The sequence below is a fragment of the Agromyces sp. NPDC057865 genome, assembly GCF_042796995.1.
In the GTDB taxonomy this organism is placed as follows: domain Bacteria; phylum Actinomycetota; class Actinomycetes; order Actinomycetales; family Microbacteriaceae; genus Agromyces.
The window spans coordinates 730,675-754,594 of record NZ_JBHVMJ010000002.1 but is presented as its reverse complement, the minus strand read 5'-3'; the positions used below and the strand labels follow the sequence as shown (position 1 = coordinate 754,594).

Below are 23,920 nucleotides of genomic sequence, written 5' to 3'. Positions count from 1 at the left end.
CGGATACTGGGCGGATACCGGCCCGCAACCGGTGGATGCCGGCGTGGGTTCGGCGGATACCGGACGGCGCCACAGTCGGAGACATGAACGCACGCACTCGAACCTTGGTCGTCGCCTTCATCGCCTCGACGGCCCTCATCGTTCCACTCGCCGGTTGTGCCGGCACGGCACTCGTTGCCGACCCGAAAGCCGAAACACGCGTCGACCAGGACGTCGCGGAGCGGCGCCTGTGGATGCAGACCCGAGTCGACGGGCGGGATGTCGCGGAGCGGCGCCTCTGGATGCAGTCCCGAGAGATCGGACCGGATGTCGCGGAGCGGCGCCTCTGGATGCTTGACGGCTCGTAGGTCGCCGGGGCACATACCTCGCGCATACCGATCGCGAGACGGCTGCATACCGCGGCATCCGATGGTGGATGCATGAACACCACCACCGCATTCACCCGCCTCACCGCCGCCGCGGCCGCCGCCGCGCTTGCGGTGACCGTCATCGGATCCGCCGGCGCTGCGAGCGCCGCCGAGGCCGACGCCAACGCCGCCCGGATCGTTCGTCCCGTGACCACGCCCGCCATGCATCGCGAGCTCGTGCGCGAGTTCGCCCTCCGCTACGTGAGCGAGCTGGACGTCCGCCACGACATGGCCGTGGGGACCCTCCCCGAGACCGACGCGGCCGCACCGGTCCACGACGATCTGAGCCCGCTTGGCGGTCGATGACCGAATCCCGGTCGCGAGCTCGCGACCTCCACACACCCCGGCGGGGTCGGCTCGGGCCGGCCCCGCTCCTTCATGCCTGGCCGGTCGGTCGGTCGTGATCGCCCGATCAGTCGAAGTCGCAGGTGCTCTGCGGATCGCCGAGGTCGGCGAGGTACGTGTTCCACTCGTCCTCGGTGAGGTCTCGGCCCGCGAGCTGGCAGGCGAACTCGAACTGGTGCTCGGGATCGAGGTCCCAGAGCATGACGCCCTCCGGCATGGACACGGCCATCTCCTTGCCATCGGGGCGGAGGACGGCGACGCCGAGCGTGCGCTGGTCCGTGCGCAGCGGGTCGCCGATCCTCGTGCCCGTGGCTGCGTCATAGAGCAGCGCCGTCCCATCGGAGGCCATGACGAGCATGGTCTCCGCGTCTCGGCTCATCGATGGCGCGTAGAGGCCTCCGGCGGCGCCGGCAACGGTTCCGACGCGGGCAAGCGGTTCCGTCTCGTAGCGCCCGATGCGGTTGTCTTCGAGCCCGATGAGGTCGCCGTTATCGAGCAGTACCTGGGCGCCGACCGGCATCGGCTCGTTGAAGAGCACTCGGTGCTCCCGCGTCTCGACGATCGAGACATTGAGGGCGAACTGCTCCCTCGTGATTCCGTCCGCCTCCGACTTCGAGTATTCGTTCTCCCACTGCGTCACGGCGATTCGCTCGCCGTTCGGGGAGATCGAGAGCCAGACGGGGAAACCGTCCACCGTCCAGGAGTCGCTCGCGGGTTCTGCCGTCCGGGGATCGAAGGCCTGGATCCGTCCGTCGACGCGTATCGCTTCGAGCCGCGTTCCGTCGTTGGTGGGGAAGAACGACGCGACGTTCCAGATCGACTTTCCGACCTGATCCCACGTCTCGCTGTCGAGGAAGCGGAACTGCCCAGTGTCGTTACTCCGAGCGATCAGACGGCCGGCGGCCCAGACGACGTCACTCACGCGTTCGTCGAACCGGTGCGTGACGTCGCCGGTTGCGGTGTCCTGCACGACGGCGCCATCCCAGGCGGGCGGCATGCTCGTGACGACCGCCTGCGGCGCGACGACGACCGAGCCGCCATCCGTCGAGTACGGCCCGACCACCAGATGCCCAGGTGAGAGCATCCGGCGCCCAGGACCCTCGCCGTCGAGCCGCCAGCGAGAGACGAGCGGATGGCTGCCGCTGATCGCCACCAGCGTCGTGCCGTCGACCACGTCGATCGGGCCGACCTCGCCGTACAACGGACCGAGTTCCTCCTGCGGAACATGGGCGCCGTCGGTGAGGGAGTATGCGCTGATCCTGCCGTACAGGCTGCCGCAGTAGGCGCGTTCCGTGGCCTCGGCCACCGCCAGCCAGTTGCACGGGGCGAGGTAGGGCCGGGCGATGTCGGTGGACCACAGCACGCGCCCGTCGTCGGGATCGAACGCGACCAGGTGGCGGTCGCCGGAGGCGACGACGATCCCCGAGGCGTCGGCGGCCATGGCGACATGCGCCGAATCCTCTGGAACCGGCAGACTCGCGGTGATCGAACCGGCCTTCGCATCGATCACATCAACGCGGTCATCGAGGCGTCCTACCAGCAACCGGTCCTGATCGTCGAACGTCATCGCGGCCGCGTAGGAGTCACGATCGAGATCCACGGTTGCCTCCCCGGCGATCCTCGACATGGTCCCGTCCGACGTGGACATCAGCGTCACCGCGCCGTCCCGGGCATCCGCGATCGCGACCATGGACCCGTCCGCGTTCACCGCGAGGGCCCCTGTTCCGACCTCGAGGACATCGGGTTCGACGATCCGTCGCCCGGACTCGAGATCGAAGACGACGACCTCCGACTGCGGCGACGTCCCATACCAAGTGACTCCGGCCAGCTGCGTGCGGACGGGCCAGAGGACGGCGGCGACCCGGCCGTCCCGGCTGACCTCGATCAACGGGCGAGGCCGAGGCATGCCGAGTTCGAACCCGAGATCCAGCTCACGGACCACATCCCCTGTCGCGGCGTCGCGGACTGCGGCGTCACCGTCGGTGCTCACGACGACGGCCTGGCCGGTTCCCGGGATGACGCTTCCGTACGTGTTTCCCCCGTCGGCCAGGATCGTGTTCCCGAGGAACCCGCCGGCGCCCTGCAGCACTCCCATGAGTCCCGACCGCGTGCGTGGGTCGTCGGGCCAGCGTCGATACGCCTCAGCGGCGAGCAGCGCCGACACGTCCCGCTCCGACGAGCGCAGCGCGAGCGCCGTGCCGACCAGTGCTTCGATCGCGGCGCTGTCGCGTTGCGCATTCGCCTCCTGGGACGAGACCACCGCGACAGAGCCGGCGCCGACGAGCAGGACGATGAGGCCACCCGCCACCCCGAGCAGGACGCGCAGCCGCCGGTTCTGGCTCCGGTCCCGGCGAGCGCGCTCCGCGAGCTGCTCCTGCTCGGCGGTCGCCCTGGCTGCGGAGGCGTCGAGGAACGCGGACTCGACGTCGGTCAGGTCGTTCGGCGAGGCGTCCCGCCACTCGAGGGCGGCCTGCAAGCGGACGCCTCGATACAGGTCGTCGTCGGGACGCTCGGCGGCGTTCCACGCCTCCGCGGCGGCCGAGACGGCCGTGAGCATGCGGGCGCTCTCGGCGTCCTCCTCGAGCCAGGACTGGAGCCGCGGCCACGCCGTCGCGAGGGACTCGTGGGCGACCTCGACCGATTCGGCCTCGGTGCTCACGAGCCGCGAGCCGGCGAGCATCGTCAGGACCTCGTCGCGCGCGGCATCCGTTCGCAGCGGCTTCGACGAGACCCGGCGACGCACCGGGCTGCCGTCGGGCGCGAGCGCCATGAGCCGCAGCAGGAGGGAACGGCACACCTTCCGCTGCTCGGGGCTCATCGACTGGTAGAGACGGTCGGCCGACTGGGCGATCGCGCCGGAGATGCCGCCGGACGCCTCGTATCCGGCGACGGTCATCGTCGCGCCCTCGCGCCGGAGCCAGGTCTCGACGAGCGCGTGGGAGAGGTGGGGGAGCGCGCCGGTCTCGCCCGCGGCATCCCGCAGGATGACCTCGACGAGGCCCGGTTCGAGTCGCAGGCCGGCGCGGCGGGCCGGCAGCTCGACGGCCTGGCGTAGCGCATCGGTGGCCATCGGCCCCACGAGGTGGACGCCCTCCGCAACGAGTGGGGCGAGGTACGGGTTCGCCGCGCATTCGTCGAGGAAGTCCGAGCGGACGACCAGGATGACCGTCGTCTCGATCACGACGGCATCGAAGATGGCGTGCGCGGCGGCGTCGAGGTCGGCCTCGCCGGCGTGGAACACCTCCTCGAACTGGTCGATGACGACGACGCCCGCGCGTCCGGCGCCCATGGCGGCGTCGCGGATCCGAACGTCGAGGTGGTGCTCGGGCGTCAGGATCACGACACGATCGCCGCGCCGCCGCAGGGCGGGGACGACACCGGCACGCACGAGTGATGACTTGCCGCTGCCAGAGGCTCCCGAGACGGCGAGGAAGCCCGAGCGGGCCAGCCGGCCGAGCGCGGCGGCGATGTCGACGTCGCGGCCGAAGAAGAGGTCCTCATCGTCGACGCCGAACGGCTGCAGGCCGCGATAGGGGCATTCGACGCTCGCCGTCGAGGGCGCCGCATCGAGGTCGAGCGCGTCGTCGTGCCGCAGGATGCCGAGCTCGAGCTCGGTCAGCTCGGCGCCCGGCTCGGCTCCGAGCTCGTCGGCGAGGCGTTCTCGCGCCGCACGGATGGCCGCGAGCGCGTCGGCTTGGCGACCGCTCCGATAGAGGGCCGTGGCGAGCAGCACCCAGCGCCGCTCCCGCAGCGGCGCCTCACGCACGAGCTGCTCCCCGTCGCCGATGGAGGCCGCGTGCTCGCCCATGCGGAGGCGGCCGTCGAGCCGCACCTCCTCGAGCTCCATCCGCACCTCGTCGAGCCGCTCCGTCTCGGCGACGGCGGGCGGCCACGACGCGAGGTCGGCGTACGGCGAGCCGTGCCAGAGCGCGAGAGCCCGGTCGGCGGCGTCCACCGCCCGGGCCGGGTCGTCGTCGAGGTGCTCCCGAGCGGATGCCGCGAGGCGCTCGAACCGCTCCACGTCGACGCTCTCGGGGTCGATACGCAGCACGTACGCGCCGGGCGCCGTCTCGATCGAATGGTGCCCGATCGCGGTACGGACGCGACCGACGGACGCCTGCAGCTGCTTCGGCCAGGTGCCCGGAAGCTCGTCGCCCCAGAGCGCCTCGGCGAGCTCATCCGTCGTGACCTGGCGTCCGGCGCGGAGCACCAGTGCCGACAGCACAGTCCGTTCGCGCGGACTGAGCGAGACCCCCTCGACGGTGAGCGGGCCGAAGACTCCCAGGCCCATGCTCCGCATTGTTCGCCGTTGCCGCGCCACCGTCAACGACGTCCGCATACCGTGCATACCGGTTGCATACCGATCCGGGGCCCGGCGCATACCCCCCTCGGCGGATCGTGGGAGGCATGAACACCGCAACCGCCTCGCTCCGACTCGTCGTCGCGGCATCCGTGGTCGCACTCGCAACGTGCCTCGCCGGCTGCGCGACACCGGCGTCGACCGCCGGATCGCGCGCCCACCTGCTCCCGCCGCACGTCGACGCCGCGATGAACAACGCGCTCGTGCACCAGGCCGCCGATCGCTACGTGATCGAGCTGCTGGTGCGTGCACGCCTCGCCGACGAGGCCGTGGCGTCCCGGGGTCTGGTCATCACCCGCGTGCACGGGCGCTGAGCGCGACCGCCGAGGTCGGCGCGCCTCGGGCCGGCCCGCCTCAGGCCGGTGCGTTGCCCCAGAACGGCCCGACGAGCCCGACGCTCGCGAAGTAGTCGTGCGCCTCCTTCGGCTCGCGTCGCCGGTAGGGCGTGTCGAGGCGGCCGGCGTACCACTGCGACGCGAGCCGCCAGAGCGTCGCGAGGTCGAACACCGCACCTCGTTCGTTGCCCGTCTCGGCGAGCCAGCGGTCGAGACACACCTCGTCGCAGAAGATCCGCTGGTGCTCGCACGCGTGGATGACGTCGTCCCAGACGTGCGCCATCGGCGTGAGGAAGTGGGCGATCTGCGTCCCATCCGGCGGACCGTCGCGCGTCACGGTCCAGGAGTGCGCGGTGCCGCACGCGGGGCACGTCGTCGCGACGAGTGCCGACGGCTCGTCGGGCACGAGGTTCGGGATTGCGAAGCCGTCCCAGGCGCATCCTCCCCACCACAGCGTGTGCTCGCCCATCACCGAGAACGCGAAGTTGCGCGTCGCGAACGGGTGCGCGAGCACGATCTCGTGCTCGCCGTCGAAGACCAGGTGGCGGGATGCCGCGAGCTCCTCCATCGCCTCCGCGAGCTCGGGTGCGGAGAGCCCCGTCTCCTCGACGAGCTCCGCCTCCGACGGGAGCCGGCCCGTGCCGGCGAGGCCCGAGTAGATCGCGAGGCGCACGGTCTCGTTGCGGTCGGTCATGACACGAGTGTCCTCCTGAACCGGGGTGCGGGCCAGCGCGGGGCGGCGCGGATCGTCGCAGGCCGCGCAGGCCGTCGCTCGATAGGGTGACGAGGTGCCACGAATCCTCCCCGTCGAGATCGCCGTCCAGGATGCCGCCGGGGTCCGCATCGCGCTCCGCGAGGGGGCCGCGCGGGTCGAGCTGTGCCAGGCGCTCGGACTCGGGGGGCTGACGCCGTCGCCCGGATTCGTCGAGGCGGCCATGGAGGCGGCGCACGCGGCATCCGCGCCCGGATTCGTGCACGTGCTCGTGCGACCGCGGGGCGGCGGGTTCGTGTACGACGCCGACGAGGTCGACGCGACCGTGCGCGACATCCGATTCGCCCGATCGCTCGGCGCCGACGGGGTCGTCGTCGGCGCGCTCACCGATGCCGGCGAGCTCGACCTCGACGCCCTGCAGCGGTTCATCGACGCCGCAGAGGGCCTCGATGTCACGGTGCATCGAGCCGTGGATGCCGCGGCCGACCCGCTCGCCGCAGTGATGTCGCTCCCCGGGCTGCGAGTCCGCCGCGTGCTCACGTCAGGCGGCGCGGCCGACTGCCGTGCCGGGCGCGAGACGCTCGCGCGGATGGCGACCGAGCTCGGGGGAGCCGTCGAGCTCATGGCGGGAGGTGGCGTCGGCGTCGACGACATCGTGGCCCTCGCCGAAGCGGGTGTCGATGCCGTGCACCTGTCGGCCCGCAGCCGGGTGCAGCGTGGCGGCCCGAGCGGCCCGGGCGGTGGCGAGGTCGGCTTCGACACGACGGATGCCGCGATCGTCCGCGCGGCGGTCGAGGCGGCCGCTGCGGCGGCGCGATGACGTCGACCGATCAGGAAGGACCCGTCGCCGAGGTGCGAGGCGCACCGTCGGAGCCGCCCGAGCACCGCATCCTGCGGGCCGCGGCGCAGCTCGCCGGCACGGCGATCCTGGCGGGGTCGATCGCCACGGTGATCGGATTCGTGCTCACGTTCGGCGTCCCCGTGCTGATCTTCGTCTTCATGGCGTTCCCCTGGGGGTTCGTGCCGCTCGCGGCGACGTCGGGCGGCCTCGCGGCCGGTGCGAGTGTCGTCGTGGTTCGGGCTCTCGGGTGGAGCAGCTTGGTCGAGCGGCTGCTCGTACCGTTGTCCGCCGCAGCCGGCTCGGTGCCCGTGCTGCTCTCGGTGTCGGCGCTCAGATGGGGCATTCCACCCTGGATGTGGGCCGCCTGGATCGTGGTGGCGGTCGCCGCGGCGCTGTACGGTTACCGTCGCACACTGCGGCATCCGCTCGCCGAGTGGCGGCCCGTGCTCGTGCGCCTGCTTGTCGGCGTCGGGCTGGCCATCGGCGTCTCGGCTTTCTTCGTGATCCCGTTCGATCGGTCGTGGGACGGTGCTGTGCCGGCCCTCCTCGTGCTCGGGGGAGTGATCCTCCTCAGCGGCATCCTCATTTCGCTCGGCCCGTTCCGCAGCCGAACGGTCGCCGGAATCGCGTGGGCCGGGTTGGCGCTCCTCGTGACGTCGGTCGTGGCGGTCATGCTCGGCGTGAGCCTGCAGTCCGAGTTCGCTCGAGAGGTGGCACCGCCACCGCCCACCCTCTGGGCCGAGGACGGCGCTGACCGTGATCCCAGGACGGACCTCCCGCGGGATCCCGCCGAGCCGGCGGTGCCGCCGCCCACGCTCGAGGAGGGCCGCGCCCAGTTCGCCGCGCTTGCGGCCGCCACCATCGACGCCGCCGGACCTGACGCGCGCTGGCGCGACCAGCCGGGCGCCGTCGTGCGCGAGGTCGACTGCGGCGACGGCACCACGATGCTGCGCATCGATGCCGAGTTCGCGATGGGGGAGATCACCGACACCACGACGGACGAGCAGGATCGCACCGTCACCGAGGCCAACCTCGCGGCGGCGGACCGCATCGTGCTCGCCTGGTCGGCGGCCGGCCTCGGCACGCCCGAGGTGCTGCACGGCGAGCCGATCCTCGGCGGCGCCGCGATGTCGTCGGTCGACTTCGCGAAGGTCGACTTCGCGTTCGGGGTGGCGCAGCCGCGCATCGAGGGGCGGTGCCTGCCGGGGGACTAATCGTCGTCGGAGCCGAATCCGCACGTCGAGCGGTAGTCGCCGAGCTCACCGAGATAGGTGGCCCATTCCTCACGCGTCAGGTCGCGACCGGCCATGCGGCATGCAGCCTCGGCATGGGTGGCCGGCCGAAGGTCCCAGACGGCGACGCCCCCGATGACGTTCACGGCGATCTGCTCACCGTCGGCACGGAGCATGCCGGAGCCGGACTCGACGGTCACCGGGATCGGTTCGCCGATCCGAAGGCCCGCCTCGAGGTCGTAGATCGACACGCTGCCGTCGAGGGAATAGGTGCTCAGGAGCCGACCGTCGGCATCGAGGCTCACGCCGTCCACTCGAGCGGGCGGGGCCGGAAGGACGCCGAGGCGGTCGAACGACCGAGCATCGAGTCGCACGAGTTGGTTGTCATCCCACTTCGTGAGGATCACGTCGGGCGACGCGAAGATCGATCCCGCAGCGTGTCGAAGGCCCTCGCGCAGCGGTTGCCCGCTCCGGCCGTCGAACACGACGCTCTGGTACTGGTCGTTCTCGTCACCTTCGCCGTCCCGCCACACGGTGACGAGGACCTCGGCCCCGTCGGGGGTCGTCGAGACCGTGATCGGGAACCCGTCGGCATCGAAGGTCGGTTCCACGCGTGCGCCGGTGGCGGCGTCGATCGACCAGATCTCGCCCGTCTCCCGGGCCGCGAACATCAGATCGCCGGCCCCGTCGGCGAACGTGCCGGCGAGATCGTCCGGCATGGCGACTCCCGTGACGATCTCACCGGTCCGCGTGTCGTAGAAGCCCATGTGGTTGCGGCCTTCGCCGCCGAACTCGCCGAACAGCATGTGGGAGCCCGCCCAGACGACATGATGGGAAGGAACGGGAAGCCGACTGGTGAACTCTCCCGTGGATGTGTCGAGCACTGCGTACTCCGGGCTCGCGGGGTCGCCGTCCCGACGCATGATCACGACCTCGGGGTCGGTCCGCGAGTATCCGCCGACGACCGACCAACCCGGTGCGAGGAGGTGGGAGGCAAGCCCCGATCCGTCCACCATCCAGCGAGCTATGACGGGAGCTCCACGTCCGAACGCCACCACCTCGTGGCCGTTCGACGCCATGTCGACCGGTCCGACGTAGCCGAGCTGCGGGTGCAGCACGACCCCCGTCGGCACGCCGTTGCCCAGGTTGCGCTCCTCGATCGTCCCCCAGAGCGTGGCGCAGTACACGGTCTGAAGTTGGGTCGAGGCCGTCACCCAGTTGCAGGGCTCTTCGCGATCGACCGCGAACTCCTGCGCCCAGAGGACGCGACCCTCGGTCGGGTCGATGAGCGCGATCCTCCGGTCGCCGGTCGTCACGACCTCCGTATCCGAGAGCACCCGCATCGAGACGTTCGTCGCCCCGGCCGGCATGTCCACGGCGCCCCCGACGCTCGCGGTCGCGGCATCGACTATGAGGAGCGCACCGTCGCGGGTCCCGTGCAGGAGCCGTCCGTCGGGCATGAAGCGGATGGTCCCCGCACGGTCGGTGTTGTACTCCGGTGCGTGCGTCGGAATGCCCGAGACGACTCGGATGGTGCCGCTCGGTACGTCGATGAGTCGGAGCACGCCCACCTCGTCGATCGATGCGACAACCGTTCCGTCCGGACTGAGCGCGAGCGTGCTCACGAGGAAGTCGAGGTCGACCGGCCCGAACAGCCGCTCGCCGGTTGTCACGTCCGCGACCACGAGTCGGCTGTTCGAGCGGTCGCGGTAGCGCGAGAGCACCTGTTCGACGACCGCGACCCGGCGTCCATCGCCGCTCAGCACGGGTCCGTGCCGGCTGTCCATGAAGGCGTTCTCGCGGGGGATGTCGAGCGTTCGCACCGATTCGCCCGAGTCGATGTCGACGACGCGGACGTCCCGCGCATCCGTCACGACGACGGCGGTGCGCGTGCCTGGAACGAGGACGCCCGAGATCTCCACCAGGTCGGGGAAGCGGGTCGTCGCCAGCAGGCCGATCGAACCCGTCATGGCGCCGAGCAGTGCGGATCGCGTGCGCGGATCGTCGGGCCACCGTCGGTGCGCCTCCGCGGCGAGGAGGGCGGCGACGTCGGGCTGCGTCACCCTGAGCGACAGCGACGTGCTCGTCAGCGCCTCGATCTGGGCGACCTCGCGCTGTCGTGCCGTCTCGATGGAGCTCGCAGCCACGAGTCCGCCGGCGGTGACCGCAACGGCGAAGAGTGCAGTCGCGGCGCCGAGGGCGACCCGCAGCTTGCGGTTCTGCGCACGATCGCGCGCAGCGCGCTGCTCGACTGCCGCAAGCTCGTCCTGCTCCTTCGCACTCGACGCATCGAGGAACGCGGCCTCCTCGGTCGTCAGCTCAGGCGATTCGGTCTCCCGCCACACGGTCGCAGTCGCAAGCCGCGCACCGCGATACAAGTCCTCGTCGGGTCGCCCATCCGCGTCCCACGTGTCGGCCGCGGTCGCGAGCGCTCGCATCGTCCGCAAGCCCTCAGCGTCGTCCTCCAGCCACCCGCGCAGCCGCGGCCAAGCGGTGGCAAGAGATTCATGGGCGACGACCAGCGAGTTCTCTTCGGCGCTCACGAGCCGAGCGCCGGCCAGGCTCGCCAGCACACGCTCGTGGGCGGCATCCTGCCGCATCGGCCGGATCGGGATCCGGCGGCGCATCGGCGCACCGTCGGCGCCGATCTCGACGAGCCGCAGGAACGTCGAGCGGCACGTGGCGCGCGCCTCGGGGTCGAGCGAGAGGTAGAGCCGGTCGGCCGACTTGGCGATCGCGCCCGAGATGCCGCCGGAGTCCTCGTAGCCCGCGACGGTGAGCGTGGATCCCTCGCGCCGCGCCCAGGTCTCGACAAGGGCGTGGGACACGTGCGGCAGCACGCCGGGCGCACCGGCGGCGTCGCGGAGGATCAGCTCCACCAGCCCGGGCTCGAGCCGAAGCCCCGCGAGGGCTGCGGGCTCCTCGATCGCGCTGCGCAGGCCCTCCGGCCTCAACGGCCCGACGAGGTACACGCTCTCCGCGAAGAGCGGGCCGATGCCGGGCGCGGCGGCGCAGGTGCTGAGGAAGTCGGCACGGACGGCGACGATGACGCGTCGACCGGCAGCGACGGCGGCGGCGATCGACGATCCCACCGCTTCGATGTGCGAGTCCGGGAGTCCCGAGTGGAACAGCTCCTCGAACTGGTCGATGACGACGACCGAGCCGCTGCCGTCGGCGAGCGCGTCCTGCAGTCTGCTCGACGGTGCCGAACCGGTGCCGATGACCACGACCTGCTCACCGCGGGCCCGGAGCGCCGGGACGATTCCGGCGAGCAGCAGCGAGGACTTCCCGCTGCCCGAGGCGCCGGAGATGGCGAGGAACGGCGAGCTCGACAGTCGTGCGAGCGCGGCGCTGACGTCGCCGTCCCGCCCGAAGAACTCGCCGGCGTCCTCCGTGCCGAAGGGCTGGAGGCCGCGGTACGGGCAGTCGCCATCGCCGACCGGAGCGGCGACCGGGGGCTCGAGCGCCGCGTCCTGGTTGAGGATCGCGGTCTCGAGCGCCGTGAGCTCGGGCCCGGGGGAGATGCCGAGCTCGTCGGCCAGCCGTTCCCGCGCAGCGCGGAGGGCCGCGAGCGCGTCGGCCTGGCGACCCGAGCGGTACAGCGCGGTCGCGAGGATCGCCCAGCGGCGCTCGCGGAGCGGGTCGTTGCGCACGAGGCGCTCGGCGTCGGGGACGACGGCCCGATGCTCGCCGCTCTCGAGCCGGGCCATGAGCAGGTCCTCCTCGGCGGTGGCCCTGATCTCCTCCAGTCGAGCAGCCTCGATGACGGCGGGCGGCCAGTCGCCGAGTTCCGAGTACGGCCTGCCGCCCCAGAGCGCGAGCGCGCGTTCGATCAGGTCGACCGCGCGCTGCGGATCGCCGTTCGTGCGATGCGTCGCCGCCGCATCCAGCAGCCCCTCGAACCGCACGGCGTCGATCGCGTCACCGTCGACGCGGAGGCGGTAGCCGGCTCGCATAGTGCCGATCGCCGTCGATCCGAGGGTCCGCCGCACGTGCACGACGAACGCCTGCACCTGCTTGCGCCACGTTGCCGGCACGTCGTCGCCCCACACCGCATCCGCCAGTTCGGACGGCGAGACGACATTTCCGGATCGAAGGACGAGGACGGCGAGCAGGGACCGCTCCTTGGGGCTGAGCCTGCCACTGTCGATCGTGAGGTCACCGAGTACTCGGATCTCCACACCTGCATTGTCGACTCGCCTCCAAGGGGTGTCAACGAATGCGGGTCGGCGTCCATACCGGTTCCATACCGTCGGCCCGACGGGGCCATACCGGCGCGCGCGAACGTGCGGTCATGGACACCACGAAGAAGACCCGCACCACCGCCCTCACGATCGCGCTCGCCGCGATGCTCGCCGCCGGACTCGGGGCCTGCGCCAAGGCCGACGTCGACACGTTCGCCGAACGACGGGCGAGCGATCTCAGCCACGAGGTGCAGCGCGCCGAGAACCGCGTCGACGCCTTCGCCGCGAGGTCGCAGTACCGGGACCAGGCCGAGCGCCGCACCGGCATCGAGACCCCGAGCGACTCCGAGTCGCACTACCAGGATCAGGTCGAGCGTCGCATGCGCGTCCTCCGGTGACCCGCCCGATCGCGTCGTCGTCGGGTCCGGTGCGCGGCTCGCTAGTCTGGTCGCATGAGCCCGGATCCCGACGACGACGCGCTGCGCTGGGAGGGCGACGACGACCCCACGCTCGCCCCCGGATGGAAGGTCGTCGGCAACCCGTCGAAGTCGAAGCCGGCGGATGCCGCGGCATCCGGTCAGGCCGTCGAGGCGAACGGGGCGACCGCGGTCGACCACGTCGACAGGGCCGACGAGGGCGAAGACGCGGATGCCGCGGCGCAGCCCGGCTCCGCCGAACTCGTGCTGCTCGGCGTGCTCGGCGGCGTGTACCTCCTCTACTCCGTCGGGTGGCTCATCTGGGCGATCTCCTCGGCCCCCGACCTCGGCGACCCGGTCGCGCAGTTCATGTACGGGCTCGGGCGCTGGCTCGCCGTACTCGCCCCCGCGCTGTGGTTCGGAACGACGCTCTGGCTCGCGTCCGAGCGTCGGCGCGCCCGGCTGCTCTGGCTCATCGTCGGCGCGATCGTCCTCGTCCCCGTCCCGTTCCTGCTGCGAGGTTGAGATGAACGAGGCATCCGTTCCCGCCGACGCCGGCACCGCGGCATCCGCCGACGACGCGGGCGCCCCGCGATCGGCGACGCCGCTCTGGCTCGCCGTCACGGTCGCCGTGCTCTTCGGGGTGCTCTACGCGTACGACGTGTGGGAGGCCGTCGGCAACCTCGTCGGCCTCAACCTGCAGGCCGCGTCGCTGGGCATCGCGATCTCGGGCGTCGGCCTGACGCTGCTGATCGTCGCACTCGTGCTGCCGTTCCTCGTGTTCGGCGTCGCCTTCTGGCTCGGCCACCGACGCGGTCCGCTGCCCCAGATCCTGCTGTTCCTCGCGGGCTATGCGGCGGTGCAGGCCATCACGTTCGGGCTCACCGCGCTGTTCTTCCAGCTCGGCGGCCTCGACCTCGGCTGACGGCGGAGACCGGTTGGCCCGGCCGGCCCCTGTGACGGCCACGTCGTCACAGAACGGATGCCGCATGCGCCCTCCAGTAGAGTGAGCGGGTAGCGCCCCCACGGCGTGTGGCGCATCCCCACCCGCACATCAGAGCGCCCCGCGCGCGCTTCGCCCCGAAGGAATCGTTCGTGTCAAAGCCGGTCGTGCTGATCGCCGAAGAACTCTCGCCCGCCACCGTCGACGCCCTCGGGCCCGACTTCGAGATCCGCAACGTCGACGGCACCGACCGTCCGGCGCTGCTCGAGGCGATCGCCGACGCGAACGCGATCCTCGTGCGATCGGCGACCAAGGTCGACGCCGAGGCGATCGCGGCCGCGCCGAAGCTCCAGGTCATCGCCCGCGCGGGCGTCGGCCTCGACAACGTCGACATCAAGTCCGCCACGACGGCGGGCGTCATGGTCGTGAACGCGCCGACCTCGAACATCATCTCGGCCGCCGAGCTCACCGTCGGCCACATCCTGAGCCTCGCCCGCCACATCCCGGCGGCGCACTCCGCGCTCGCGCAGGGGGAGTGGAAGCGGTCGCACTACACGGGCGTGGAGCTCTACGAGAAGACCATCGGCATCATCGGCCTCGGCCGCATCGGTGCGCTCATCGCGGCCCGCCTGCAGGCCTTCGGCACCGAGGTCATCGCCTACGACCCCTACATCACGGCGGCTCGCGCGCAGCAGCTCGGCGTGCAGACCGTGAGCCTCGACGAGCTCCTCGAGCGCAGTGACTTCATCACCATCCACATGCCGAAGACCCCCGAGACCACGGGCATGATCGGCACCGAGCAGCTCGCGAAGATGAAGCCGACGGCCTACGTCGTCAACGTCGCCCGCGGGGGCCTCATCGACGAGGACGCGCTCTACGAGGCGCTCGCCGCAGGGCAGATCGCGGGCGCCGGCCTCGACGTGTTCGTCTCGGAGCCGCCGCGCGAGTCGCCGCTGCTCGCGCTGCCCAATGTCATCGTCACGCCGCACCTCGGCGCGTCGACCGACGAGGCCCAGGAGAAGGCCGGCGTCTCGGTCGCGAAGTCGGTGCGCCTCGCGCTCGCCGGCGAGCTCGTGCCCGACGCGGTGAACGTCGCCGGCGGCGTCATCGACCCGTACGTGCGCCCGGGCATTCCGCTCGTCGAGAAGCTCGGCCAGCTCTTCGCCGGCCTCGCCGACACCGCGATCACGAGCCTCGACGTCGAGGTGCACGGCGAGCTCGTCGACTACGACGTGAGCGTCTTCAAGCTCGCCGCCCTGAAGGGCGTCTTCACGAACGTCGTCAGCGAGACGGTCTCGTACGTGAACGCCCCGCTCCTCGCCGAGCAGCGCGGCATCGACGTGCGCCTCATCGTCGACGCCGACTCGCCCGAGTACCGCAATGTCATCACGCTCGCCGGCGCACTCGCCGACGGTCGCCAGATCTCGGTCTCGGGCACGCTGACCGGCACCAAGCAGATCGAGAAGCTCGTGGGCGTCAACGGCTACGAGATCGAGGTGCCGCTCGCGACGACGCACATCGTGATGCAGTACACCGACCGCCCCGGCATCGTGGCGATCTACGGCCGCGAGTTCGGGGAGGCCGGCATCAACATCGCCGGCATGCAGATCGCGCGTCGCGAGGCGGGCGGCCAGGCGCTGAGCGTCCTCACGGTCGACTCGCCGGTGCCGACCGAGGTGCTCGACCGCGTGCGCGCGGCGATCGACGCCGACGTGCTCGTCGAGATCGACATCACCGAGGAGTAGCGGACCGCGCGGAGGCGCCGCGACGACGAGCCGCGACGGCTCAGTGCGTCGGCGGCTCCGCCGCGAGCCGCTCGAGCATCGCCACGAGCGCGTCCATCTCGCTCGCGCGCGGCGCGTCGACGCCCGTCTCGGCGTCGTCACCGTGCAGCGCCGAGTCGTAGTACAGGCCGTCGCCGATCAGCGTGATCGCGAGCGCCACCGTCGGGTCGGCCACGTGCGGGCGCACGGCGCCCATCCATCGCTCGCGTACCGAGCGGATCATGCGCACGGCCGACGGATGCCCCGCCTGCGCCAGTCGCGCCGCCGCCACGCCGGCGCGCTCGAGCGCCGTGTCGTGCGACACCGACGAGCGCACGAAGTACGCGACCGCGCCCTCGGGCGCCTCGGCCATGACCTCGAGGTCGGCGTCGACGAGCGCGGAGAACCGCCCGAGCACGCCCTCGACGAGCGCCTCGCGGTTGGGGAAGTGGTAGAGCAGGCCGCCCTTCGAGACGCCGGCGGCACGGGCCGCGGCGTCGAGGGTCGCGGCGCGCTCGCCGTCCTCCACGAGGAGTCGCTCGAACGCGTCGAGCACGGCGTCGCGTGCGGCTGGTGGGCGGCTCATGTGCTCGATGCTAGCGAGACGTGAGCGAGCGGCATCCGTGCATGATAGTGATACTATACCGGCTGGACGGTATAGTAATGGAACCCGAGATGATGAACACCACGGAACGCACGACCACGCCCATCGACCACGCGACGGAGGCCGCCGCGCCCGCCGCGCGCATCGATCCCGGCCGGTCGACGCGCTCGTCGCGCCGTGCGTGGTTCGCGCTCGCGGTGCTGATGCTGCCGGTGCTGCTCGTCTCGATCGACAACACCGTGCTGAGCTTCGCGCTGCCGGCCATCTCGGCCGACCTCGCACCGACGGCCGCCCAGCAGCTCTGGATCATCGACGCGTACCCGCTCGTGCTCGCAGGCCTGCTCGTGGCGATGGGCAGCGCGGGCGACCGCTACGGACGCCGCCGGATGCTGCTCATCGGCTCGACCGGGTTCGCGCTCGTCTCGATCGGCGCCGCGTTGGCGCCCACCGCCGAGACCCTGATCGCGGCCCGGGCGGCGCTCGGATTCTTCGGCGCCATGCTCATGCCCTCGACGCTCTCGCTGCTGCGCGCGGTGTTCACCGAGCGCGAGCAGCGCCGGCTCGCCATCGCGATCTGGGCGTCGGGCTTCGCCGCCGGCAGCGCCATGGGCCCGCTCGTCGGCGGCGTGCTCCTCGAGCACTTCCACTGGGGTTCGGTGTTCCTCCTCGCCGTGCCCGTGCTCGTGCCGCTGCTTGTCTTCGTGCCGATGCTCATCCCCGAGAGCCGTGACCCCGCGCCGGGTCGCATCGACCTGGTGAGCACCCTGCTCTCGCTCGCGGCGATGGGCCCCATCGTCTACGGCATCAAGTCGCTCGCGACCGAGGGCGTCGAGGGGTTCGGCGTGCAGGCGATCGTGCTCGGCGTGTTCTGCGCGATCTGGTTCGTGCGGCGCCAGCTGCGCAGCGAGACGCCCATGCTCGACGTGCGCCTGTTCCGCCAGGGCTCGTTCGGCGGCGCGGTCGTCGTGAATCTGTTCAGCGTCATCGCGCTCGTCGGATTCCTCTACTTCGTGTCGCAGCACCTGCAGCTCATCGCCGGGCTCAGCCCGGTCTCCGCCGGGCTCGCGCTGCTGCCGGGCCTCGTGGCGATGATCGCCGCCGGCCTCCTGGTCGTGCCGGTCGCCCGACGGGTGCGTCCGCGCGTGCTCGTCCCGGTCGCGCTCGGCCTGTCGGCGAGCGGATACCTCGTGATCGCGCTCTTCGCCGGATCCGGGTCGATCGGACCGATCGTGCTCGCGTTCGTGCTCCTCGGCGTGGGCATCGGCGCGGCAGAGACGGTCTCGAACGAGCTCATCCTCTCGAGCGCGCCGCCGGCGAAGGCGGGCGCAGCGTCCGCCGTCTCCGAGACGGCCTACGAGCTCGGCGCGGTGCTCGGCACGGCGATCCTCGGCAGCATCCTCGCGGTGCAGTTCCGCTCGGGTCTCGTGCTTCCGTCGGTGCTCACCGACCAGCAGGCGGATGCCGCCCGCGAGACGCTCGCGGGCGCGATGACGGTGGCCAACTCACTTCCCGGCGCGATCGGGGAGCAGCTCGCGGCATCCGCTGCGCACGCCTTCGACGCCGGCGTCGTGGTGACTTCGCTGATCGGGGTGGCGCTCATGGCGGCCGCGGCCGTCGTGGCCGCCATCGCGCTGCGGAACCCGAAGGCTCCGCGCGCCGAGTGAGTGCGCGGCCGACCCGGCCCCGAACGACGAACGGCCGCCGCCCCTCCCGGGCGGCGGCCGTGTCGTGAAGCCTGGCTCAGAGCACCGTCGGGTCCTCGGGAGCCGAGTGCTCGTTGCGGGTCACCCGGCTGCCGGTCGCGGGGTCCACGCTCGTCTGAGAGGTGGAGATGGAGCGGCGACGGCGCGCGAGGAGGACGATGCCGAGGATGATCACGATCGCTCCGGCGATCATGAGGATGTAGCCGACCAGCTGGAGGTTGACCCAGTCGACGGTGAGGTTGAGCGCGAACGCGAGGATCGCGCCGATGACGAAGAGCACGATGCCGAGACCGAGACTCATGTGGGGGTTCCTCTTTCTCTCCGGCGGCTCGGGTGCCGCGCTTCGATGAGGTGGATACCTCGTCCTGAGGCCCACTGTAACCATCGGCCACTCGGACGGACACTACGCTGGGAGGGCTGGCGCACGAAGGAGAATCCATGGTAGGTACGGTCAGGCTCGCAGTCATTCCGGGCGATGGAATCGGCCCCGAGGTGGTCGCCGAGGCGCTCAGGGCGCTCGATGCGGCGGTCGTCGGCGCCGACGTCGCGTTCGAGCAGACGCCGTTCTCGCTGGGCGCTGCGCGCTACCTCGAGACGGGCGACGTCCTGACCGACGACGACCTCGCCGCCATCAAGGAGCACGACGCGATCCTGCTCGGAGCGGTCGGGGGCGTACCGGGCGATCCTCGCCTCGCGGGCGCCAACATCGAGCGCGGACTGCTGCTGAAGCTCCGCTTCGAGCTCGACCACTACGTGAACCTCCGCCCGTCGGTGCTGCACCCGGGCGTCGCGAGCCCGCTCGCCGACCCGGGCGAGGTCGACTTCGTCGTCGTGCGCGAGGGCACCGAGGGCCCCTACGTGGGCAACGGCGGCGCGATCCGCGTCGGCACGCCCGCGGAGGTCGCGAACGAGGTGTCGGTCAACACCGCCTACGGGGTCGAGCGCGTCGTGCGCTACGCGTTCGCCGCGGCATCCGCGCGCCCACGCAAGCGGCTGACGCTCGTGCACAAGACCAACGTGCTGGTCTTCGCCGGGTCGCTCTGGAAGCGCACGGTCGACGCGGTCGCGGCCGAGTATCCCGACGTGACCGTCGACTACCTGCACGTCGACGCCGCGACGATCTTCCTCGTCACGGATCCTGCTAGATTCGACGTCATCGTCACGGACAACCTCTTCGGCGACATCCTCACCGATCTGGCCGGCGCGATCAGCGGCGGCATCGGCCTGGCGGCCTCGGGCAACATCAACCCCGACGGCCGGTTCCCGAGCATGTTCGAGCCCGTACACGGCTCCGCACCCGACATCGCCGGGAAGGGCATCGCCGACCCCACCGCCGCGATCCTCTCCGTCGCCCTGCTCCTCGACCACCTCGGTCACCGCGGGCAGGCGGCGAAGGTGCAGCGGGCGGTCGCCGCAGACATCGCCGAACGCGGCGACGCACGTCGTTCGACCTCCGAGGTCGGCGACGCGATCGTCGCCCGCATCGGCGCACACGAGTAACCAGCGCATCCGAAGGACGAAGCACATGACCATCAACCTCCCGCTCCAGGCGCCCTCCGCGGCAGGGCTCACCTGGGCCGTCACCCGCAACGACGAGGCGAAGACCGACGCCGAGCGCGACGCGATCCTCGCCGACCCGGGCTTCGGCAACCACTTCACCGACCACATGGTCGACCTCTGCTGGTCGGAGAAGGGCGGCTGGCACCGCCCGCGCGTCTCGCCGTACGGCCCGATCCAGCTCGAGCCGTCGGCCGCCGTGCTGCACTACGCGCAGGAGATCTTCGAGGGCCTCAAGGCCTACCGCCACGCCGACGGGTCGATCTGGTCGTTCCGTCCGTACGAGAACGCGGCGCGCCTGCAGCGCTCGGCCGCGCGCCTCGCGCTGCCCGAGCTGCCGAGCGAGTACTTCATCGACTCGCTGAAGCAGCTCATCGCGGTCGACGGCTCTTGGGTGCCCAACGCCCCCGAGACGAGCCTCTACCTGCGCCCGTTCATGTTCGCCAAGGAGGCGTTCCTCGGCGTTCGGCCGGCGAAGAAGGTGGCCTATTACCTCATCGCGAGCCCCGCAGGCGCGTACTTCCACGGCGGCGTGCAGCCCGTGTCGATCTGGCTCTCCACGCGGTACGCCCGCGCCGGCAAGGGCGGCACCGGCGCGGCGAAGACCGGCGGCAACTACGCGTCGAGCCTGCTGCCGCAGGCCGAGGCGGCCCAGCACGGATGCCAGCAGGTGCTGTTCCTCGACGAGGGGAAGTACCTCGAGGAGCTCGGCGGCATGAACGTGGTGCTCGTCTACCGCGACGGCACGGTCGTGACGCCCGAGTCGGACTCGATCCTCGAGGGCATCACGCGCGACTCGGTGCTGCAGCTCGCGAAGGACCGCGGCCACGTGGTCGAGAGCCGCAAGGTGACCATCGACGAGTGGCGCGAGGGCGCGGCATCCGGCGACATCGTTGGCGCGTTCGCGTGCGGCACGGCCGCCGTGGTCACGCCCATCGGCCGCCTGCTCGCCGAGGACTTCGAGATCGTGCACTCGGGCCCGCAGGCGACCGAGCTCGCCCTGTCGCTGCGCGAGGAGCTCACCGGCATCCAGTACGGCCGCGTCGAGGACCGCCACGGCTGGATGACGCGGCTCGACGCCTGATGGCAGGGGCGTGATGCACGACGCGGTGGCCCCCGCGGGCTCGGGCGCGGCCATCCGGCCGTTCCGTCGCGAGGACACCGAGGCCGTCGTGGCGCTGTGGCGCCGCGCCGGCCTCGTGGTCCCGTGGAACGACCCGTACCGCGACATCGAGCGCAAGCTCACGGTGCAGCCCGAGCTGTTCCTCGTGGCCGAGGACGCGGCATCCGCGTCGGTCGTCGGCGCGGCGATGGTCGGGTACGACGGGCACCGCGGCTGGGTGAACTACCTCGCGGTCGACGAGTCGCGTCGCGGCGAGGGCATCGGCGCGACGATCATGGCCGAGGCCGAGCGCCTGCTCGTCGAGCGCGGCTGCCCGAAGCTCAACCTGCAGGTGCGGTCGACCAACCAGGGCGTGATCGACTGGTACCGGTCGCTCGGGTACGAGCCCGACCACGCGGTGGGCCTCGGCAAACGGCTCATCCCCGACGTTCCCGAGGCCGGTGCGCCCGCGCAATAGGCTGGCTGCATGAAGATCGCGCGCTTCTCCCACGGCGACACCATCGCCTTCGGCATCGTCGACGAGGAGGAGGACGAGCTCGTCGTGCTGAAGGCCGACCCGATGTTCGCGGGCTACGAGCCGACCGGCGCACGCGTGCCGCTCGCCGAGGCGCGCCTGCTCGCTCCCGTCATCCCGCGGTCGAAGGTCGTCGCCGTCGGCAAGAACTACCGCGAGCATGCCGAGGAGATGGGCGGGGAGGCGCCGGCGGAGCCGCTGCTGTTCCTGAAGCCGAACACCTCGGTCATCGGTCCCGGCGACGCGATCGTGCTGCCCCGTCAGAGCGAGCAGGTCGAGCACGAGGGCGAGGTCGCGGTCGTCATCGGCCGCATCGCGAAGAACGTGGCCGAGGCGGATGCCGCGAGCGTGATCTTCGGGTACACGATCGCGAACGACGTGACCGCCCGAGACCTGCAGCGCCGCGACGGCCAGTGGACCCGCGCGAAGGGCTTCGACACGTTCTGTCCGCTCGGACCGGTCATCGACACCGAGCTCGACCTCGAGGGCGGCACGATCGAGACCGTCGTCGACGGCGAGCGACGCCAGCACGGCCGCCTCGCCGACATGGTGCACTCGATCCCGGCGATCGTCGCCTACGCGTCGAGCGTGTTCACGCTGCTGCCCGGCGACGTCATCCTCACGGGAACGCCCGCGGGCGTGGGCCCGCTCGTCGACGGCGACACCGTCGAGGTCACGGTCTCGGGCCTGGGCACGCTATCGAACCCGGTACGAGCGGCGGGCTGAGCGCGGCGGGCTGAGCGCGGCGGGTTGATCCGCCCCGCGCATCGATGCTCGGCAGGCCTCAGTGGCCGAGCGTGCGAGCGGCGAGGTCGACGTCCTCGTCGTCGTTCCACAGGTGGAACGCCACGCGCGCGCGACCGGCGCGGCCCGAGGCGGTGATGCCGGCCGCGGTGAGCGCCCGCAGCGAGGTGCCCTCGGCGTCGGGCCAGGCGACGATCGCGCTGTCCGACGAGTCGAGGCCGATGCGCTCGCGGAACGCGTTCGCGAGGCCCACGGCATGGTCGCGCACCTCGGTCGGGTCGAGCGACGCGGCGAGGCCGAGCGCGGCCTCCGCGCCCATCCACGCATGCCAGGCGGGGGAGACGTCGAAGCGGCTCGCGTCCTCGGCGAGGTGCAGGTCGGGTCCGTAGCACGAGGCCCAGGGGTCGGTTCCCGACCACCAGCCGGCGGCGAGCGGCACGAACTCGGCGAGGGCGCGGTCCGAGAAGGCGGCGAAGGCCGCGCCGCGCGGCGCGCAGAGCCACTTGTAGGAGTGGCACACGAGCAGGTCGGCCTCGACGTCGGTCGTCGGCATCCACCCGGTCGCCTGGGTCGTGTCGACGAGCACGCGCGCGCCGACGGCACGCGCGGCCTCGGCCACGGATGCCGCGTCGGTCACCCGGCCCGTCGCGGACTGCACGAGCGAGTACGCCACCAGCCACGTGCTCGGCCCGATCTCGTCGGCGAGCGCGTCGAGGGGCACGTGTCGCACGCGCAGGTCGCCGCGCACGAGGAATGGCGCGACGAGCGACGAGAAGTCGCCCTCGATGCAGACGATCTCGGCGCCGGCGGGGGCGGATGCCGCGGCGAGCGCGACGAAGGGGGAGACCTGCGACCCCGTGGCGATCCGGCTCGCGTCGACACCGAGCAGCGTCGCGGCGTGCACGCGCGACCGCTCCACGGCGGACGTGTACTCCATGGAGTCGGCGGTGCCGGCGGCCCAGCGCTCGAAGTCGCGTCGCACCGCCTCGACCGTGACGTCGGCGGGCAGGCCGAGTGTGCACGCGGCGAGATATCCACGTCCGGCGGCGAATCGATCGCGGAGCGCGGCGGGGCGGTTGCGCACGGTGGAGGTCATGCCCCCAGTCTCCGCTCGTGGCATCCATTCGACAACGTCAGGTATGTGATCACACCCATGCCGTCACGTTATGCTTCGAGTCATGTCGGACGCCTCCATCGACGGCCTCGCCGCCGCCCTCGACCTCCAGACCGTGCGCGTCGTGCGCCAGGTCGCCGAGCACGGCTCGCTGACCGCCGCCGCCGAGGCGCTCGGCTACAGCCAGCCCGCGGTGAGCCAGCAGCTGCGCCGGTTCGAGGAGCGCACCGGCATCGCACTCGTCGAGCGGGTCGGCCGCGGCATCCGCCTCACCCAGTCGGGACGCGTGCTCGCGCGCCACGCCAACGCCGTGGCGACCGCGCTCGAGGCCGCGGCCGGCGAGCTCGCCGAGATCCGCGGCCTGCGCGCCGGACGCGTGCGGCTCGTCGCGTTCCCGTCGGCGTCGGCGTCGGTCGTGCCGCGACTCATCGCGGCACTCGGCGCGGCGCATCCGGGCGTCTCCGTGACGTACGTCGAGGCCGAGCCGCCCGAGGCGGTGGCCGCCGTCCGTGCCGACCGCGCCGATCTCGCGATCACGTTCAGCTATCCCGGCGACCGCGACGACCCGCACCGTGCGAGCGCCCGAGGCCTCGACGTGCGCGCGTTCGGCGAGGAGCCGATCCGGCTCGTGCTGCCGTCGGGGCATCCGGCCGCGGCATCCGACGTCGTCGACCTGGCCGCGCTGCGCGACGACCCGTGGATCGCCGGCTGCCCACGTTGCCGTGGGCACCTGCTCGAGCTGGCGGATGCCGCGGGCTTCGCGCCGCGCATCGCGTTCGAGACCGACAACTTCGTCGCCGTCGAGGGGATGGTCGCGCAGGGACTCGGGGTGGCGCTGCTTCCGGCGCTCGCACTCGCGGCCTCGCCGCGGCATCCCGACGTCGTGACCCGGCCGACCGCTCGGGCCGACGTGCGGTCGCTGCATCTCGTCACCGCCCGAGGTGCCGAGCGCGTTCCGGCCGTCGCGGCCGCGATCGCGGCCCTCGAGTCGCTCGCCGCCTGACACGGCGGCTCGACGCGGCG

At 71.8% G+C, this 23,920-nt stretch carries 21 protein-coding genes; 15 read left to right on the top strand and 6 right to left on the bottom strand.

All coding sequences use genetic code 11. The features are described 5' to 3' along the window. Positions 1 to 83 precede the first annotated feature (83 nt). Both ACFVN5_RS11145 and ACFVN5_RS11140 read left to right on the top strand, forming a co-directional pair. Positions 84 to 347, top strand: coding sequence for a hypothetical protein (locus ACFVN5_RS11145; RefSeq protein ID WP_376955181.1), 264 nt, complete (start codon positions 84 to 86; stop codon positions 345 to 347). Between the two features lie 72 nt (positions 348 to 419). After that, positions 420 to 713 (top strand): hypothetical protein, encoded by a 294-nt coding sequence (locus ACFVN5_RS11140; protein WP_376955180.1) that lies wholly within the window; start codon positions 420 to 422, stop codon positions 711 to 713. Positions 714 to 819: 106 nt separating this feature from the next. Here the strand turns inward: ACFVN5_RS11140 and ACFVN5_RS11135 are convergent, their stop codons facing one another. After that, positions 820 to 5,043, bottom strand: a complete 4,224-nt coding sequence (locus tag ACFVN5_RS11135) for a BTAD domain-containing putative transcriptional regulator (protein WP_376955178.1) — start codon at positions 5,041 to 5,043, stop codon at positions 820 to 822. 116 nt (positions 5,044 to 5,159) lie between these two features. Here ACFVN5_RS11135 and ACFVN5_RS11130 point away from each other — a divergent pair, with 116 nt between their 5' ends. Next, positions 5,160 to 5,426 carry a hypothetical protein gene (locus ACFVN5_RS11130; protein WP_376955177.1) on the top strand — a complete coding sequence of 89 codons (267 nt, stop codon included), beginning with the start codon at positions 5,160 to 5,162 and terminating at the stop codon, positions 5,424 to 5,426. Between the two features lie 40 nt (positions 5,427 to 5,466). Here ACFVN5_RS11130 and merB read toward each other — a convergent pair whose 3' ends face one another. After that, on the bottom strand, positions 5,467 to 6,141 hold the full coding sequence (gene merB / locus ACFVN5_RS11125; RefSeq protein WP_376955176.1) for an organomercurial lyase: 675 nt from the start codon (positions 6,139 to 6,141) through the stop codon (positions 5,467 to 5,469). Positions 6,142 to 6,235: 94 nt separating this feature from the next. Between merB and ACFVN5_RS11120 the strand changes: the two genes are divergently transcribed. Both ACFVN5_RS11120 and ACFVN5_RS11115 read left to right on the top strand, forming a co-directional pair. Continuing rightward, complete coding sequence (locus ACFVN5_RS11120; RefSeq protein WP_376955175.1) at positions 6,236 to 6,979, top strand: copper homeostasis protein CutC; 744 nt, start codon at positions 6,236 to 6,238, stop codon at positions 6,977 to 6,979. Then, complete coding sequence (locus tag ACFVN5_RS11115) at positions 6,976 to 8,214, top strand: hypothetical protein (protein WP_376955174.1); 1,239 nt, start codon at positions 6,976 to 6,978, stop codon at positions 8,212 to 8,214. Before ACFVN5_RS11120 ends, ACFVN5_RS11115 begins: the two co-directional genes overlap by 4 nt. Here the strand turns inward: ACFVN5_RS11115 and ACFVN5_RS11110 are convergent. Beyond that, positions 8,211 to 12,413, bottom strand: coding sequence for a BTAD domain-containing putative transcriptional regulator (locus ACFVN5_RS11110; RefSeq protein ID WP_376955171.1), 4,203 nt, complete (start codon positions 12,411 to 12,413; stop codon positions 8,211 to 8,213). The genes ACFVN5_RS11115 and ACFVN5_RS11110 overlap by 4 nt on opposite strands. A gap of 113 nt (positions 12,414 to 12,526) precedes the next feature. Here ACFVN5_RS11110 and ACFVN5_RS11105 point away from each other — a divergent pair, with 113 nt between their 5' ends. The 4 genes from ACFVN5_RS11105 (at position 12,527) to serA (ending at position 15,520) form a co-directional block, all read left to right on the top strand. Beyond that, positions 12,527 to 12,814, top strand: coding sequence for a hypothetical protein (locus ACFVN5_RS11105; RefSeq protein WP_376955169.1), 288 nt, complete (start codon positions 12,527 to 12,529; stop codon positions 12,812 to 12,814). A 54-nt stretch (positions 12,815 to 12,868) separates the two neighbouring features. Further along, the gene (locus tag ACFVN5_RS11100) at positions 12,869 to 13,357 is read left to right on the top strand and encodes a hypothetical protein (RefSeq protein ID WP_376955167.1); all 489 of its coding nucleotides are present in this window, start codon (positions 12,869 to 12,871) and stop codon (positions 13,355 to 13,357) included. 1 nt (position 13,358) lies between these two features. After that, the gene (locus ACFVN5_RS11095) at positions 13,359 to 13,757 is read left to right on the top strand and encodes a hypothetical protein (RefSeq protein ID WP_376955166.1); all 399 of its coding nucleotides are present in this window, start codon (positions 13,359 to 13,361) and stop codon (positions 13,755 to 13,757) included. Between the two features lie 170 nt (positions 13,758 to 13,927). Further along, positions 13,928 to 15,520, top strand: coding sequence for a phosphoglycerate dehydrogenase (gene serA, locus ACFVN5_RS11090; protein ID WP_376955165.1), 1,593 nt, complete (start codon positions 13,928 to 13,930; stop codon positions 15,518 to 15,520). A gap of 40 nt (positions 15,521 to 15,560) precedes the next feature. On the opposite strand, the gene ACFVN5_RS11085 is transcribed toward serA, so the two are convergent. After that, a complete protein-coding gene (locus ACFVN5_RS11085) occupies positions 15,561 to 16,124 on the bottom strand; it encodes a TetR/AcrR family transcriptional regulator (RefSeq protein ID WP_376955163.1) in 564 nt (187 codons plus the stop codon). Between the two features lie 92 nt (positions 16,125 to 16,216). Here ACFVN5_RS11085 and ACFVN5_RS11080 point away from each other — a divergent pair, with 92 nt between their 5' ends. Further along, complete coding sequence (locus ACFVN5_RS11080; protein ID WP_376955640.1) at positions 16,217 to 17,806, top strand: MFS transporter; 1,590 nt, start codon at positions 16,217 to 16,219, stop codon at positions 17,804 to 17,806. A gap of 76 nt (positions 17,807 to 17,882) precedes the next feature. Here ACFVN5_RS11080 and ACFVN5_RS11075 read toward each other — a convergent pair whose 3' ends face one another. Continuing rightward, on the bottom strand, positions 17,883 to 18,146 hold the full coding sequence (locus ACFVN5_RS11075) for a DUF6458 family protein (RefSeq protein ID WP_376955162.1): 264 nt from the start codon (positions 18,144 to 18,146) through the stop codon (positions 17,883 to 17,885). 137 nt (positions 18,147 to 18,283) lie between these two features. Here ACFVN5_RS11075 and ACFVN5_RS11070 point away from each other — a divergent pair, with 137 nt between their 5' ends. Genes ACFVN5_RS11070 through ACFVN5_RS11055 form a run of 4 tightly spaced genes read left to right on the top strand, consistent with a single transcriptional unit; the run spans position 18,284 to position 21,765 of the window. After that, complete coding sequence (locus ACFVN5_RS11070) at positions 18,284 to 19,345, top strand: 3-isopropylmalate dehydrogenase (RefSeq protein ID WP_376955161.1); 1,062 nt, start codon at positions 18,284 to 18,286, stop codon at positions 19,343 to 19,345. Between the two features lie 25 nt (positions 19,346 to 19,370). Next, a complete protein-coding gene (locus ACFVN5_RS11065; RefSeq protein WP_376955159.1) occupies positions 19,371 to 20,486 on the top strand; it encodes a branched-chain amino acid aminotransferase in 1,116 nt (371 codons plus the stop codon). Between the two features lie 13 nt (positions 20,487 to 20,499). After that, a complete protein-coding gene (locus ACFVN5_RS11060) occupies positions 20,500 to 20,982 on the top strand; it encodes a GNAT family acetyltransferase (protein WP_376955158.1) in 483 nt (160 codons plus the stop codon). Between the two features lie 9 nt (positions 20,983 to 20,991). Further along, complete coding sequence (locus tag ACFVN5_RS11055) at positions 20,992 to 21,765, top strand: fumarylacetoacetate hydrolase family protein (RefSeq protein ID WP_376955157.1); 774 nt, start codon at positions 20,992 to 20,994, stop codon at positions 21,763 to 21,765. A 58-nt stretch (positions 21,766 to 21,823) separates the two neighbouring features. Here the strand turns inward: ACFVN5_RS11055 and ACFVN5_RS11050 are convergent, their stop codons facing one another. Further along, on the bottom strand, positions 21,824 to 22,879 hold the full coding sequence (locus ACFVN5_RS11050) for an aminotransferase class V-fold PLP-dependent enzyme (protein ID WP_376955156.1): 1,056 nt from the start codon (positions 22,877 to 22,879) through the stop codon (positions 21,824 to 21,826). An 82-nt stretch (positions 22,880 to 22,961) separates the two neighbouring features. Here ACFVN5_RS11050 and ACFVN5_RS11045 point away from each other — a divergent pair, with 82 nt between their 5' ends. Beyond that, entirely contained in the window at positions 22,962 to 23,900 is a 939-nt protein-coding gene (locus tag ACFVN5_RS11045; RefSeq protein WP_376955154.1) for a LysR family transcriptional regulator, read from the top strand. The last annotated feature ends 20 nt before the right edge of the window (positions 23,901 to 23,920 follow it).

Excerpts from the sequence above, each read along its gene's own strand:
- ACFVN5_RS11105 (WP_376955169.1), top strand. The coding sequence starts at position 12,527 with ATGGACACCACGAAGAAGACCCGCACCACCGCCCTCACGATCGCGCTC.
- ACFVN5_RS11075 (WP_376955162.1), bottom strand. The coding sequence starts at position 18,146 with ATGAGTCTCGGTCTCGGCATCGTGCTCTTCGTCATCGGCGCGATCCTC.
- ACFVN5_RS11115 (WP_376955174.1), top strand. The coding sequence starts at position 6,976 with ATGACGTCGACCGATCAGGAAGGACCCGTCGCCGAGGTGCGAGGCGCA.
- ACFVN5_RS11085 (WP_376955163.1), bottom strand. The coding sequence starts at position 16,124 with ATGAGCCGCCCACCAGCCGCACGCGACGCCGTGCTCGACGCGTTCGAG.
- merB (WP_376955176.1), bottom strand. The coding sequence starts at position 6,141 with ATGACCGACCGCAACGAGACCGTGCGCCTCGCGATCTACTCGGGCCTC.
- ACFVN5_RS11045 (WP_376955154.1), top strand. The coding sequence starts at position 22,962 with ATGTCGGACGCCTCCATCGACGGCCTCGCCGCCGCCCTCGACCTCCAG.
- ACFVN5_RS11130 (WP_376955177.1), top strand. The coding sequence starts at position 5,160 with ATGAACACCGCAACCGCCTCGCTCCGACTCGTCGTCGCGGCATCCGTG.
- ACFVN5_RS11065 (WP_376955159.1), top strand. The coding sequence starts at position 19,371 with ATGACCATCAACCTCCCGCTCCAGGCGCCCTCCGCGGCAGGGCTCACC.
- ACFVN5_RS11055 (WP_376955157.1), top strand. The coding sequence starts at position 20,992 with ATGAAGATCGCGCGCTTCTCCCACGGCGACACCATCGCCTTCGGCATC.
- ACFVN5_RS11100 (WP_376955167.1), top strand. The coding sequence starts at position 12,869 with ATGAGCCCGGATCCCGACGACGACGCGCTGCGCTGGGAGGGCGACGAC.
- ACFVN5_RS11050 (WP_376955156.1), bottom strand. The coding sequence starts at position 22,879 with ATGACCTCCACCGTGCGCAACCGCCCCGCCGCGCTCCGCGATCGATTC.
- ACFVN5_RS11060 (WP_376955158.1), top strand. The coding sequence starts at position 20,500 with ATGCACGACGCGGTGGCCCCCGCGGGCTCGGGCGCGGCCATCCGGCCG.
- ACFVN5_RS11070 (WP_376955161.1), top strand. The coding sequence starts at position 18,284 with ATGGTAGGTACGGTCAGGCTCGCAGTCATTCCGGGCGATGGAATCGGC.
- ACFVN5_RS11135 (WP_376955178.1), bottom strand. The coding sequence starts at position 5,043 with ATGGGCCTGGGAGTCTTCGGCCCGCTCACCGTCGAGGGGGTCTCGCTC.
- ACFVN5_RS11095 (WP_376955166.1), top strand. The coding sequence starts at position 13,359 with ATGAACGAGGCATCCGTTCCCGCCGACGCCGGCACCGCGGCATCCGCC.
- ACFVN5_RS11145 (WP_376955181.1), top strand. The coding sequence starts at position 84 with ATGAACGCACGCACTCGAACCTTGGTCGTCGCCTTCATCGCCTCGACG.
- ACFVN5_RS11080 (WP_376955640.1), top strand. The coding sequence starts at position 16,217 with ATGAACACCACGGAACGCACGACCACGCCCATCGACCACGCGACGGAG.
- ACFVN5_RS11140 (WP_376955180.1), top strand. The coding sequence starts at position 420 with ATGAACACCACCACCGCATTCACCCGCCTCACCGCCGCCGCGGCCGCC.